Genomic DNA, 11,965 nt, shown 5'->3' on the forward strand with positions numbered 1-11,965 from the left:
AGTTGCCGGTCGAAAGAAGGGCGTCCAGAATTATGTCGTTGAAGAAATGGGCGAAGAAGAGTTGGTTTGCGGGGCCGCTCGTCCGAGAGGTATATTTTGCCTTGGCCGCGCTGAATTTTCGAAATTCTGCTGACTATTGGGAAAGGCGCTACAGGGATGGCGGCACGTCGGGTGCCGGTTCAGCCGACCGTCTCGCGCGGTTTAAGGCCGATTTTCTCAATCGCTTTGTAGAAAGTCACGAAATTCAGTCGGTAGTTGAGTTCGGCTGCGGCGACGGGATGCAACTGGCCCTTGCAGAATATCCAAAATACTTAGGGCTCGACAATGCACCTTCGGCGGTAGCCCAGTGTCGAAAGCGGTTCGCGAATGATCCGACCAAACAATTCGAGCTTGTCGACAACGATCCGGGTGGTCGGCATGATCTCGCGCTGTCATTGGACGTGGTATATCACCTGGTGGAAGACACCGTATTTGATACGTATATGCGGAACTTGTTCTCTTCTTCAGAGCGGTTTGTCATTGTGTATTCAAGCAATTCAGCTGAATCGACCCCGGAACCGCACGTCAAGCATCGCATGTTTACGAAATGGATCGAGGTCAATCGACCGGATTGGAAACTTTGTTCGGTGACTCCGAACGCTTATCCGCTTGATCCGCGCGATCCCGACAACACGTCCTTTGCCGATTTCTACGTATACAGCCGGAATTAATCAGATAGGGATCTCAATCGCCTTGTCCCTACAAGAATGACCGCCAGCAAGAGCAAACCCAGCACTACGGCAATTCGGTTGGTTCCAGCAATCAGGAAACCTGCGACAGAATCGATATTGGCAAGCGGCGAGAGTAATGCCGTGATCGCCTCCGTGATCCCCAAGCCTGCCGGAACGAGAGAGGTTAGTGTTCCGATTATGGAGGCTATCGAAAAGGTTGAAGCCTGATTGAAGCCGAGGCCGATCCCGAGCGCGTTTGCCGCGAGGCAGAGCCGAAAGGCTTCGAGGATCAAGCCAGCGAGCTTTATGGCCAGCGCCGAAACAACCAGTCTCCAACCGGATCGGAGGCGAACCAGGAAGACAATGCTGGCGCCAGTGCACAGCAATCCGACAGTGGCAAAACCTGCACCGATTTTGATGTGGCCGAGCGCAAGAAGGAATAGGCCCGAATAACCAAACGCTGCCCCAAACCACAACGCCATGAAAAAAAGAATCAGGCTGCCTCCAAAGCGCAGTCCGACTCCATGTGCCCGTAGCGCCGCAGCGCGCGACAAAAGGCCAGCCGGCAAAAACAGCATATTGGCGGCACTTGAAAAGACGCCGATTTCGAATGCGTTTGCCCAAGCCATGTTCTTCTTCGCCATTGCTGCCATGATCTGGAGCTCGAGCGCATTCAGCGCCGCCGTGGCCGGCACTGCGACCATGACGAGGAAGACAAAGGGAGTTGCGTTAAGCCGTTCAAACAGGCCAGGCATGCTTTGGATAGCCAACAGCAGGCCGCCAGCAAAAATCGAAATCGCCACTGTGAGCCCAAGATTGCGAATGGGCGCACGGTGGGAATGTCCCCAGTTAAAAACCTGGTCGCCCAGGACGGTTAGGCGGGACACCACAAATCTTGCTTTAGCCGAATTCAAACGCCGTCGCCCCGTACTGCCACAATATGATGGCTGCGCGAATGATCCGATGGCGATCTATCCGGGATTCGGGTCACCTGATAACCAGCTTCTGTCAGCGATTTCATGGCCCGTTTCACTTCCTCGGGCGCAAAATCATGCATCTCGCAGATCACGACCGGATGTGTTTGCAACGTTGTCGCGGCCCCCTGCAGCGCGTCTGCCTCGCCTCCTTCGATATCAATCTTTATCACATCAGGGCGTGGATAGCCTTCAGCTATGAGGCTGTCGATGCACCTAACTTGCACGCTCACGGGAGCGACGGCATTTTCCCCGGGGCCAACCAGCTTCCCCGACATTGCGCCACCCCTGAGGTCGAACACCCTCACTTCGTCGGCAGCACCAATCGCGAATTCGTGCAGCGATACGTTGGGGATCCTGTTTTCCAGAGTCCGGCGGAAATACTTAAGGTTGATCTCACCGGGCTCGAATGCAAGCACTCGTCCCGTTGGGCCCACAATCTTCGACGCGATCAGCGAATGCAACCCGATATTGGCGCCAATGTCATAGAAAATGGCCCCTGGTTTTAAATAGCGGTGGAGCAGGGCGGTGACTTCTGGCTCGTGATTTTTTGGGTTGGTTGCATTCCAGTGTAGCATCGGGTTGAAGAAGAGGTCATAGCCGTTTGGCAGTTTGACCTGATCGATGCTCCCCTTGGACGCCCGCTGCAAAATCTTGCCCAATCCAAGCCTATCCAGCAAAAAGCGCCTGCCGGCATGGGGAACTATATTGCCAAGAACGTTCACTAAATGAAATGCATGCTTCATAGTATTCATCGAGGCCCTCCGGAGAACTCGTTCACGCCCGTTCAGACTGGAAAATTACGGACAGCGAAGGCAGTGGCGCTGTCAAATTAAAACGGCATTGCCTTTTTTTTAGTGAAGCCGACAAAAGGCGCTTTGCTGATCGCAAGGAGGGGGTGAGAGCGGGTGCCCCCATGCCAATGAGCGGCTGGCTGAAGGCTGGTTGCCCCGGCCTAGGCAGCAATGGCGTAGTTGGCGGTGTTATGCGCTCCACCCGTGCTGATGAAATGCCCCATGGGCCCGGTGTCGACGCCAGCCAGCTTGTCGGGTCGCAGGCAACCCAACCGGGCGTCTGACCTCACACCTAGGAGGTCGCGACTTCAGCAGGCTGAGGCGCCTTGCGCTGCAGGTTGAGCAGATTGCCGGTCAGGATCAGCAAGGCGCCGCCGGCGGTGAAGACATCGATCTGCTCGCTGTAAAGCAGCCATCCGATCAGCGCCGACAGCGGCACGCGCAGGAAGTCCATCGGCGAAATGACGGTCGCATCGGCGTGGCTGAGCGCGCGGGCCATACAGAAATGGGAGGACATGCCGGTGAAGGCGACCACCAATATCGACGGCCACAGTTCGACTGCCGGGTTGCGCCAGACATAGAGCGCCGGGACGAGGCCGACCACGGACTGAATGATCAGCATCCAGAAGATGATGCGTACGACGCTGTCGGTTCGCGTCAGCGACTTGACCATGACCACCGAGACGCCGAAGCACATTGCGGCTCCCAGCACGACGAGATGCCCGGGATCGACCGAGCCGACGCCGGGACGTACGATGATCACCACGCCGATCAGACCCAGCACGATTGCCGTCAGCCTGGCCCGCGACAGCCTTTCGCCGAGAAAGGTCACCGCCAGGATCGCCGTCCAGATCGGGGTCGTGAACTCGATCGAGATCAGCACGGCCAGCGGAATCAAGGTCAGCGCATAGAGCCAGGCGGCCTGGCCGGCATAGTGGACGACGTTGCGGGCGATGTGGGCGAGCGGGCGCTGGGTGCGCATCGCCCTAAAGCCGCCGCCCGTCAGCACCAGCGGCAGCAGGATGAAGAAGCCGATCACCGAGCGCAGCTCCAGCACCTGGAAGACATTGAGCGCGGCCGTCGCGGTACGGCCAGCGACCGACATCGCCAGGAACGAGGCGATCGACAGCGCCATCCAGAGCGCGGCCTTGGTGATCGAGGGAGCGGGTGCCATTGGCGCTATGTCGCAAGACCGTCGTTGTGCCGCAACCGGTAGTCGCGGCATTCGACTGGGCCAGACGGCCGCATTCCGGCTCAGCTTCCGGCGAGCGACAGTGCGCTGGCGCGCTCGCGCAGCAGCTCAAGCAACTGGTTGCGACGCGGCTCCGGCGTATCGACCGGCAGCACAAAGCAAAGCGTCGTGTAGATGGCGCCGTGGCTGTCGCGGATGGGAGCCGCCATGCACCAGGTGAAACGGTCGGCGAGCGCCGAGGTCTCGCTGAAGCCCTGCCGGCGAGCCAGGTCGACATCGGCGAAGAATTCGTCGGGAGCAATGACCCGACCGTCGGGGAGTTCGTAGTCGGCGGCAGGAATGAAATTCTTGAGTTCCCTCTCCTGCATATGGCCGACCAGCAGCCGCCCCGACGCCGTCCAGGGGATCGGCACCTCGACGCCGACATCGCTCGAGATGCGGAAAGGGCCGGGAGAATCCCGGCAATCGAGAACGACATACTTGTTGCCGCGCAGACCACAGAGCTGAACGGTCTCACCGGTCTCGGCCGCCATCCTGTCCAGCGTTTCGAGGATGCGGCGATAGTGTGCGTTGTGATGCGAGTACGCCCATCCGAACAAGTGCATCGCCCGCCCGAAATAGACGTAGCCCTCGGACCCGACATTTTCGAGCATCTCGGCTTCGAGCAGGCTGTTGACGATCTCATAGGTCGTCGAACGGGGTGCGTTGATCATCTTTGCGATGTCGCCGATGCGCATCGGCGCGCGATGCTTCAGCAGGGCCTCGAGCAGCATGATGACGCGGTCGATGCCGCGGCGGCGCTCGCCGGCCTGCGATTGTGCCCCGGCGCCTGCCTCGATCAAACCAGTTGCGCCTTCGCTCATGCCAGCCGCTCAAAAATCATTTTCGGCTCTCGTCTCAAGACGCTTGAAAGATGTCAAGGCTCAGTCTAGCATCCCGTCTGTCCGATATACAGACATGTTGTCTGGAATATCGGATAAACTAACGAGCCGGGCAGAAGAAGTCCAGCCGACGAACGAGCGGTTTCCGCGACGCGGCAACCGCGGTGTTTCGCCGTCCCGACTCCGCACGTCCGGACAAGAGCTACAGAAGGGGAACTGTCATGAAGAAGTCATCGTTTTTCGCATCCGTCAGCGCCTTTTGCCTCGGTCTCGTCCTGGCCGTCGGTGTCGGCTCGCAGGCCGATGCGGCCGCGAAGTGCATCAAGGGCGACCGCAAGGCGCCGTATACGATCGGCTGGGCCAACATCTATTCCGTGCCGACCTGGATGAAGCAGACCCAGGGCACGATCGAAGCCGAGGTCGAGGCGCTCAAGAAGCAGGGGCTGGTCGACAAGCTGGTCGTGACCGACGCCCAGGGCGACGCCAATGTGCAGATCCAGCAGATCCAGTCGATGATCGATTCCAATGTCGACGCCATCATCCTGATCGCCGGTTCCTCGACCGCTCCGGCGCGTGTGATCGCGGATGCCTGCGCCAAGGGTATCGCGATCATCAACTTCGACAGCCTGGTCGATACCGACCAGGTGACGGCCAAGGTCAACACGGATTCCTCGCAGTGGGGCGACCAGGCTGCGAAGTTCCTGATCGACGCCATCGGCGGCAAGGGCAAGATCCTCATCCTCAACGGCCCGGCCGGCGTTTCGGTCAGCGACGACCGCCGCAAGGGCGCCGATGCCGAGCTCAAGGCCCACCCCGACGTGAAAATCCTCGCCGAGACCAACACGCCGTACAATGTCGCGCCGGCCCAGGAAGCCGTCACCAGCCTGCTGTTCGCCAATCCCGAGATCGACGGCATCCTGTCGCTCGGCGGCGCGCTCTCGGCCGGTGCGGTGCTCGCGCTCGACAAGCAGGGCCGCGACCAGGTGCCGATCACCGGCGAGAATGCGCGCCAGTTCCTCGAGCTGTGGAAGGAAAAGGGCCTGAAGAGCTGGGCGACCATGCAGCCGAACTGGCTCGGCGCCTTTGCCACCTACACCGCGGTCCAGGCGCTGGAGGGCAAGGACGTGCCGGCCTTCGTCAAGATTCCGCTGCCGGTCATCGACAATTCCAACATCGATCAATACCTCGCCCGGGCGAAAGATTTCCCGGCTGACGGCTACATCTATTCGCCCTACGATGAGGAGCTGTTCAAGAAGCTGCTGGCGCAGAAGTAGGCGAAGGGTCGCAGCATTGACCATGGCTCCGCTCCTTGCCGCGCGGGGGGTGTCGAAGGCGTTCTTCGGCAACCCCGTCCTGCGCGACGTTTCCATCGCTCTCCAGCCGGGCCGCGTGCATGCGCTGCTCGGCGAGAACGGCGCCGGAAAGTCGACCTTGATCAACCTCCTGTCGGGCGCCTTGCGCTCGGACAGCGGGACCATCGAGGTCGATGGGCGTGCCGTGGCACGCATGACGCCAGCGCTCGCGCGACAGGCCGGCATCGCCGTCGTGCAGCAAGAGCTCAGCCTGACGGCCAGCCTTTCGATAGCCGAGAACATCGGCATCGGCGCCTATCCCAAGCGCTTCGGGCTGGTCGACTACAAGGAGCTTGCCGCGCGGGCGAAGGCGGCATGCAAACTCGTCGGCCTCGACGAGCCGTTGTCGACACCGGTTGGGAATCTATCTCTCGGGCGACGGCAGATGGTGGAGATCGCCAAGGCTCTCTATCGCCGGCCGCGCGTGCTCATCCTCGACGAGCCGACCTCGTCGCTCTCGGCGACGGAAACGAAAATCCTCACCGACCTTTTGGGACGGCTGCGTGGAGAAGGCGTCGCCATTCTCTACATCTCGCACCGGCTCAACGAGGTGATGGCGCTCTGCCAGCATGTGACGGTGCTGAAGGACGGCGCCTGCACGGCCGACCGGCCGCTGGAGGGAACCGATGCGACTGGATTGGTGCGCCTGATGGTCGGGCGCGACCCCGGCGATCTCTTTCCGAAATGGCAGCCGTCGATATCGCCCGGCGCCGCCATCTCGGTCCGCGGCTTCTCGGCCGGCCTGATGCACGACGTCGACCTCGACATCGGGACCGGCGAGGTGCTGGGCATAGGCGGCCTGGTCGGTCAGGGGCAGGAGGATCTGCTGCTCGGTCTTTATGGGGCCATCCCGGCGAGGACGGTTTCGGCGACGGTAAACGGCGTGTCGGGCCTGCCGGGTAATGTGCCGAAAGCCAACGCGCTGGGGCTCGCCTATGTGCCAGCCGACCGTAAGCGCGAGGGCCTCCACCTTATTCATCCGATCATCACCAACATGATGTTGCCTTCCCTCGCAAGACTTTCGTCGTTGAAGCTGCGCAGCCGCAAGGCTGAACGCCAGAAGGGAAGGGATCTCGCCGCCCAGCTTTCCATCAAGGGCGACCTGCAGCGTCCGGCGCAGGCCTTGTCGGGCGGTAATCAGCAGAAGGTCGCGCTGGCGAAGTGGATGCCGCACGATCCGCTGGTGCTGCTGCTCAACGATCCGACGCGTGGCGTCGACGTCGAGACCAAGCGCGAAATCTATCTGATGCTTCGCGCCTTCGCCGCCGCTGGCAAGGCGGTCGTGCTGCTCAGTTCCGATACGCCGGAACTGGTGCATCTATGCGACCGCGTCGCGGTGGTTCGTGAAGGCCGGGTCGCCAGGATGCTCGAGCGTGCCGCGCTGAGCGAGGAAGCCATCGTGTCGGCGGCGATGGGTGCAGAGAGGCGGAAGGTGGCGGCATGAGCATCATTCCATCCGCGAGAGCCGACGGCGCGCTCTACTGGCAGGTGCAGGCGCGCCGCAACATCGGCGTTCGCAGCCTCTTCCTGGTGGTGCTGGCGTTTCTCATCGCCTATGCCGTGCTTTTTCCGGGCCTGTTCACGGTCTCCGGCTTTGCCAAGTTCACCCAGAGCTGGTTCCCGCTAGCGCTGGTGGCGATGGCGCAGGCGATCCTCATGCTCACCGGCGGCATCAGCCTTGCGATCGGCGCGACCGTCAGCCTCGGCGCGGTCATTGCCGCGACCACCATGGGCGGACAGCTGGGCGTCGCCGGCGGCGCGGCCGCCGTGGCGCTTGCCGGGCTCGGCATTGGCGCCGCGACCGGCTTCATCGTGGTCAGGCTGCGCCTGCCGGCGATCGTGGTGACGCTCGCCGGCTCGTTCATCATCGGCGGCGCCGCACTGCTGATCCTGCCGAGACCTGGCGGCTCCATCCCGGCTTGGCTGTCCGACCTGCTTGCCGGCGACACGCCAGCGGCGTTCGTGCTGCTGGTGGTGATCGTCCTGCTATGGAAGCTCTATCTCGCCACGCCGCTTGGATTGAGCCTCTATGCCGCCGGCGAGAATCCGGTCGGGGCTTACCGTTCCGGTGTGCCGGTCGACGCGGCGCGTGTGGCCGCCTATGCGATCAGCGGCCTCTTGTCGACCGGCGCCGGGCTGTTCGTCGCCGCGCAAACGGGCTCTGGCGATCCGGTCATCGGCACCGCCTTCACGCTCAATTCCATTGCCGCTGCCGTGCTTGGCGGCATTGGCTTTCTCGGCGGGCAGGGCACCATGCGAGGCGCGCTCGCCGGCAGCCTGCTGCTCAGCCTGATGATTAGCGTGATGTTCTTCCTCGGCTTCACCCCGGTAGCGCAGTATGTCGCGCAAGGGCTGATCATCATCGGCGCGGTCGCCATCCCGCAATTCCGCAAGGTGCAGCAATGACAGCGTGGACCGATAGCCCCGGCGGCAGACGCGCCAGGGCGATCCTCACCAGCCGACCGTTCCTCACCCTTGCCATCGTCGTCGCAGTCTGGATTGCGGCGAGCATCGCATCGCGCGGCTTCGGCGCCTACGGACATGTGCGCTACCTGGTAGAACTTGGCGCGGTGATCGGCCTCGTGGCGGCCGGGCAGACCTTCGTGGTGATCGCCGGCGGGATCGATCTCTCGGTGGCAGCGATCGTCACCGTCAGCGCCATCAGCCTGCCGCTGCTGTCATGGCAGGCCGATCCGACCGGCCTTGCCTCCGTGCTCGCGGTGCTTGCGCTGACCACAGCTATCGGCGTGGTCAACGGGTTAGGGGTGGCGCTGCTGCGCGTCCATCCGATGATCATGACGCTGGCCATGGCGACATTCCTGCAGGGTCTGCTGATCATCATTGCCGGCGGCAGTGCCGTCACCGCCGAGAACCCGCTGGTTCATTGGCTTGGCAATGCGCGGCCGGCCGGCATCCCGGCTGGCATCCTGCTATGGATCGCGGTTTCCGTGCTCGTGCTGACGCTGATGCATGCAACGCCTTTCGGCGCCCGCATCTTCGCCATGGGGGCCAATCCGCTTGCGGCTTCGCTGTCGGGCGTGCCGATCATTTCCACGACATTGGCTGTCTATGGCATCAGCGGATTCACGGCGGGGCTCGCGGGCGTGCTGGTGCTCGGCATGAACGGGCAGGGCTATGTCGGGATCGGCGATCCTTATCTGCTCGCCTCGATCGCCGCAGTGGTGCTTGGCGGCACCTCGATCCTCGGCGGGCTCGGCACCTATGCCGGCACCATCCCGGGAGCCATCCTGCTGGTGACGATCACTGCGCTGATCACCGTGGTCAATGCATCGCCCGGCTGGCGCAGCATCCTGTTCGGTTCGCTCATCCTCGGGCTCCTGCTGCTCTCAGGCAGGGAGCAAGCCCGGCGATGACCCGGGGTCCAGGCGATAGATGCGAGCGGCGTTGCCAAAGAACAGCGCCGCCTGCTCGTCCCGGGAAAGATCGGCGGTGATCACCTTGAAGCTGTCATATACCTCATTGAACGAGGCGTGCAGGCCGGCGACCGGGAAGTCGGAGCCGAACATGGCGCGCTTCATGCCGAAGCAGTCGATGCAATGCAGAACGATCGGCCGCAGACTTTCGAGCGTCCAGTCATGATCGTAAGCGATCAGGTCGGATATCTTGATGGCGACGTTGTCGCGCTCGGCCAGCCGCCGCAGCCCGTCTCGCCATCTCTGCAAGCCTTCGGGATCACGGTCGATCGGGCTGCCGCAATGGTTGAGGACGAATTGCTGGTCGGGAAAGGCCGCGGCGAGGTGCGCTGCCTCGGCCAGTTGGCGTGGAAACACCATCAGGTCGAAGGAGAGCCCGTACCGGGCGAGCGAGCCAAGGCCGGCGCGCCAGGCGGGATCGTCCATTATGCCGTCGCGAGCGGCGAAGCGCCGGGCGGGATCAGGGTCCCAGCTCAGAATGTCGCGTATGCCGATGACGCGGTCGAACGCGGCCTGCGCCTCGATCAACTCCGCCGCGTTGTGGCTCGCCAACGGCACATGGACGACGTAGCGCGCCGCTACGCCGCACGACTTGTCGAGCGTCTCGAGCCAGCGGGTCTCGCCGACGCTGTCGTCGCTCGCCCAGCCGGCTTCGACATGGACGCTGGCGACGACATTGTGCCGGGCGGCGTCGCGCAGATAATCCTCAGGCAGATAGTTGCGGCGCAAGGCATCAAGCTCGCCGAGGCCGCCGCGTTCGCCGGCAGAGGCGGTCAGCCAGGGATGGCGGCCGAGGCTGAGATCCCAGAGATGGTGATGGGCGTCGATGATGGGTCCGGAGTAGGGATTTGGCACGCGGTTCCCTCAGGCCTTGGCCGGCAATCGGTTGAGCCATTGTTCGGCGACGGAAGGGTTAGCATCGGATGAGCGAGAACACACCGGCCCAATCGCTTGTCGTGCATGAAAATTTCATGCTCGACGATTGTATCCGTGGCGTGCCCCCCGGCACGTCCGGATTGGATTCCAGCCTGGCCGGACAGCAAGGCTGGCATCCGGCCGATGGCCGCATGTCGCTGCCGCTGCTCACCCTTGACGAAGCGGCCTTCGCCTCAAATCGCGACTTGTTCCTGCGTTATGCGCGCGAGCAGGGCGCTGCGGTCGCGCCGCATGCCAAGACGCCGATGGCGCCGGATCTCGCCCATTCGCTCGTCAAGGCCGGTGCCTGGGGCACGACGGTCGCCGATATAAGGCAGGCAACGGTGATGCTGAAGGCGGGTCTCTCGAGACTGATCGTTGCCAACGAGGTCGGCGGCGCCGGTGGTGCAGGCCGGCTCGCGAAACTGACTGGCGCGTGGCCGGATGCCGAGCTCTATGTCTTCGCCGACTCGGTCGCGGCCGTGCGGGCACTGGCGGATGCGTGGCGGGCAGCTGCCGATCTCCCGCCGTTGCGTGTCCTGGTCGAGCTCGGCGCGGCGAGGGCGGGCGCACGAACCACGGCCGAGGCCGAGGCAATCGCCGATGCCGTCGTTGCGACCGGCGGACGGCTGCGCATTGCCGGCGTCGGCACCTATGAAGGCGCTGCCGCTCAGCCTGATCCGCTGCGCACCGATGAAGCGGTCTCTGCGCTGCTAGCATCGGTGGGCGACATGTTCCTCAGGCTCCGCGCTCGCCTCGGCGGCGAGGCTCCCCTGGTCGTGACGGCCGGCGGGTCGGTCTTCTTCGACAGGGTGGTGGCGGCGCTTTCGCCGCTGGTCGAACAGGACGGCAAGGCGACGCTGGTGCTGCGCAGCGGTGCCATCTTCTTCCACGACCACGGCGTCTATGACCGATCGCTTGGCGCGGTCGACAGCCGCAGCGGTTTCGAGCTCGGCGGCGCCACCGCCTCGGCGCGCAATTCTTTCCGTCCGGTCCTGCGTGTCTGGGCCGAAGTGCTTTCGCGGCCGGAACCTGATCTCGTCATTTGCGGCATGGGCATGCGCGACGTCTCCTTCGACCAGGGTCTTCCCAAGCCGCTCAGGGTGTATCGTTCGGGCGAGCCGCTGCCGGCTTCACCTGAGAAATCGCAGGTAGTCAAGCTCAACGATCAGCATGCCTTCCTGGCTCTCCAGCCTGGCGACGACATCGCGGTCGGCGATGTCATCGAATTCGGCATTTCGCATCCCTGCACCTGCCTCGACCGCTATCGCGTTATTTTCGGCGTGCATGCGACCGGTCGTGTGGCCCATGTCTTTCCGACGTATTTCGGCTGACCAGGCCTCCAAAAGAACTAGAAAGGATCCGAGATGATCAAATACTTCCAGTCCGGCTCTCGCATGTCGCAGGCGGTGGTGTATGGCGGCATGGTGCATATAGCCGGCCAGGTCGCCAACGACCGCAAGGGGGGCATCGAAGCGCAGACCAGCGATGTTCTGGCCAAAGTCGAGGCGCTGCTGCATGAGGCCGGCAGCAGCAAGTCGAAGCTCGTGGCGGTCAACATCTTCCTGCCGCAGATCGGCGATTTCGACGCGATGAACAAAATCTACGATGCCTGGGTGGATCCCGAGCGCCTGCCGGCACGCGCCTGCGTCGAAGCGCGTCTGGCCGACCCGGACCTGCGCATCGAAGTCACCGCCGTCGCGGCCGTCTGAG

General features: G+C 62.9%; 12 protein-coding genes. 7 read left to right on the forward strand and 5 right to left on the reverse strand.

The window, feature by feature from the left end:
* Positions 1 to 32 precede the first annotated feature (32 nt).
* Complete coding sequence (locus CK222_RS24510) at positions 33 to 710, forward strand: class I SAM-dependent methyltransferase (protein WP_206518437.1); 678 nt, start codon at positions 33 to 35, stop codon at positions 708 to 710.
* Here CK222_RS24510 and CK222_RS24515 read toward each other — a convergent pair.
* From CK222_RS24515 to CK222_RS24530, 4 genes are all read right to left on the reverse strand, one after another.
* Complete coding sequence (locus CK222_RS24515; RefSeq protein ID WP_095802188.1) at positions 707 to 1,513, reverse strand: hypothetical protein; 807 nt, start codon at positions 1,511 to 1,513, stop codon at positions 707 to 709. The genes CK222_RS24510 and CK222_RS24515 overlap by 4 nt on opposite strands.
* Before the next feature lie 107 nt (positions 1,514 to 1,620).
* Positions 1,621 to 2,439 (reverse strand): FkbM family methyltransferase, encoded by an 819-nt coding sequence (locus tag CK222_RS24520; RefSeq protein WP_095802189.1) that lies wholly within the window; start codon positions 2,437 to 2,439, stop codon positions 1,621 to 1,623.
* Between the two features lie 331 nt (positions 2,440 to 2,770).
* Positions 2,771 to 3,652: a DMT family transporter gene (locus CK222_RS24525; RefSeq protein WP_095802190.1), complete on the reverse strand. Its 882-nt coding sequence runs from the start codon at positions 3,650 to 3,652 to the stop codon at positions 2,771 to 2,773.
* A gap of 80 nt (positions 3,653 to 3,732) precedes the next feature.
* The gene (locus tag CK222_RS24530) at positions 3,733 to 4,533 is read right to left on the reverse strand and encodes an IclR family transcriptional regulator (RefSeq protein ID WP_095802191.1); all 801 of its coding nucleotides are present in this window, start codon (positions 4,531 to 4,533) and stop codon (positions 3,733 to 3,735) included.
* Between the two features lie 239 nt (positions 4,534 to 4,772).
* Here CK222_RS24530 and CK222_RS24535 point away from each other — a divergent pair, with 239 nt between their 5' ends.
* The 4 genes from CK222_RS24535 to CK222_RS24550 are packed head-to-tail and all read left to right on the forward strand — an operon-like array spanning position 4,773 to position 9,277.
* Positions 4,773 to 5,825 (forward strand): ABC transporter substrate-binding protein, encoded by a 1,053-nt coding sequence (locus CK222_RS24535; protein WP_095802192.1) that lies wholly within the window; start codon positions 4,773 to 4,775, stop codon positions 5,823 to 5,825.
* 22 nt (positions 5,826 to 5,847) lie between these two features.
* The gene (locus tag CK222_RS24540; protein ID WP_095802193.1) at positions 5,848 to 7,347 is read left to right on the forward strand and encodes a sugar ABC transporter ATP-binding protein; all 1,500 of its coding nucleotides are present in this window, start codon (positions 5,848 to 5,850) and stop codon (positions 7,345 to 7,347) included.
* Positions 7,344 to 8,309, forward strand: a complete 966-nt coding sequence (locus CK222_RS24545) for an ABC transporter permease (RefSeq protein ID WP_095802194.1) — start codon at positions 7,344 to 7,346, stop codon at positions 8,307 to 8,309. Before CK222_RS24540 ends, CK222_RS24545 begins: the two co-directional genes overlap by 4 nt.
* On the forward strand, positions 8,306 to 9,277 hold the full coding sequence (locus CK222_RS24550) for an ABC transporter permease (protein ID WP_095802195.1): 972 nt from the start codon (positions 8,306 to 8,308) through the stop codon (positions 9,275 to 9,277). The genes CK222_RS24545 and CK222_RS24550 overlap by 4 nt, the downstream gene beginning before the upstream one ends.
* Here the strand turns inward: CK222_RS24550 and CK222_RS24555 are convergent.
* Positions 9,251 to 10,192 carry an amidohydrolase family protein gene (locus CK222_RS24555; protein WP_095802196.1) on the reverse strand — a complete coding sequence of 314 codons (942 nt, stop codon included), beginning with the start codon at positions 10,190 to 10,192 and terminating at the stop codon, positions 9,251 to 9,253. The genes CK222_RS24550 and CK222_RS24555 overlap by 27 nt on opposite strands.
* 68 nt (positions 10,193 to 10,260) lie before the next feature.
* Between CK222_RS24555 and CK222_RS24560 the strand changes: the two genes are divergently transcribed.
* Positions 10,261 to 11,586, forward strand: coding sequence for an alanine racemase (locus CK222_RS24560; RefSeq protein ID WP_095802197.1), 1,326 nt, complete (start codon positions 10,261 to 10,263; stop codon positions 11,584 to 11,586).
* Positions 11,587 to 11,619: 33 nt separating this feature from the next.
* Positions 11,620 to 11,964: a RidA family protein gene (locus tag CK222_RS24565; protein ID WP_067000282.1), complete on the forward strand. Its 345-nt coding sequence runs from the start codon at positions 11,620 to 11,622 to the stop codon at positions 11,962 to 11,964.
* The last annotated feature ends 1 nt before the right edge of the window (position 11,965 follow it).

The organism is Mesorhizobium sp. WSM3866 (assembly GCF_002294795.1).
Taxonomy (GTDB): Bacteria; Pseudomonadota; Alphaproteobacteria; order Rhizobiales; family Rhizobiaceae; genus Mesorhizobium.

What these genes read in the sequence shown, in the direction of transcription:
- CK222_RS24520 (WP_095802189.1), bottom strand. Translation starts at nt 2,439, where the DNA reads ATGAATACTATGAAGCATGCATTTCATTTAGTGAACGTTCTTGGCAAT.
- CK222_RS24510 (WP_206518437.1), top strand. Translation starts at nt 33, where the DNA reads ATGTCGTTGAAGAAATGGGCGAAGAAGAGTTGGTTTGCGGGGCCGCTC.
- CK222_RS24545 (WP_095802194.1), top strand. Translation starts at nt 7,344, where the DNA reads ATGAGCATCATTCCATCCGCGAGAGCCGACGGCGCGCTCTACTGGCAG.
- CK222_RS24560 (WP_095802197.1), top strand. Translation starts at nt 10,261, where the DNA reads ATGAGCGAGAACACACCGGCCCAATCGCTTGTCGTGCATGAAAATTTC.
- CK222_RS24565 (WP_067000282.1), top strand. Translation starts at nt 11,620, where the DNA reads ATGATCAAATACTTCCAGTCCGGCTCTCGCATGTCGCAGGCGGTGGTG.
- CK222_RS24535 (WP_095802192.1), top strand. Translation starts at nt 4,773, where the DNA reads ATGAAGAAGTCATCGTTTTTCGCATCCGTCAGCGCCTTTTGCCTCGGT.
- CK222_RS24550 (WP_095802195.1), top strand. Translation starts at nt 8,306, where the DNA reads ATGACAGCGTGGACCGATAGCCCCGGCGGCAGACGCGCCAGGGCGATC.
- CK222_RS24530 (WP_095802191.1), bottom strand. Translation starts at nt 4,533, where the DNA reads ATGAGCGAAGGCGCAACTGGTTTGATCGAGGCAGGCGCCGGGGCACAA.
- CK222_RS24525 (WP_095802190.1), bottom strand. Translation starts at nt 3,652, where the DNA reads ATGGCACCCGCTCCCTCGATCACCAAGGCCGCGCTCTGGATGGCGCTG.
- CK222_RS24540 (WP_095802193.1), top strand. Translation starts at nt 5,848, where the DNA reads ATGGCTCCGCTCCTTGCCGCGCGGGGGGTGTCGAAGGCGTTCTTCGGC.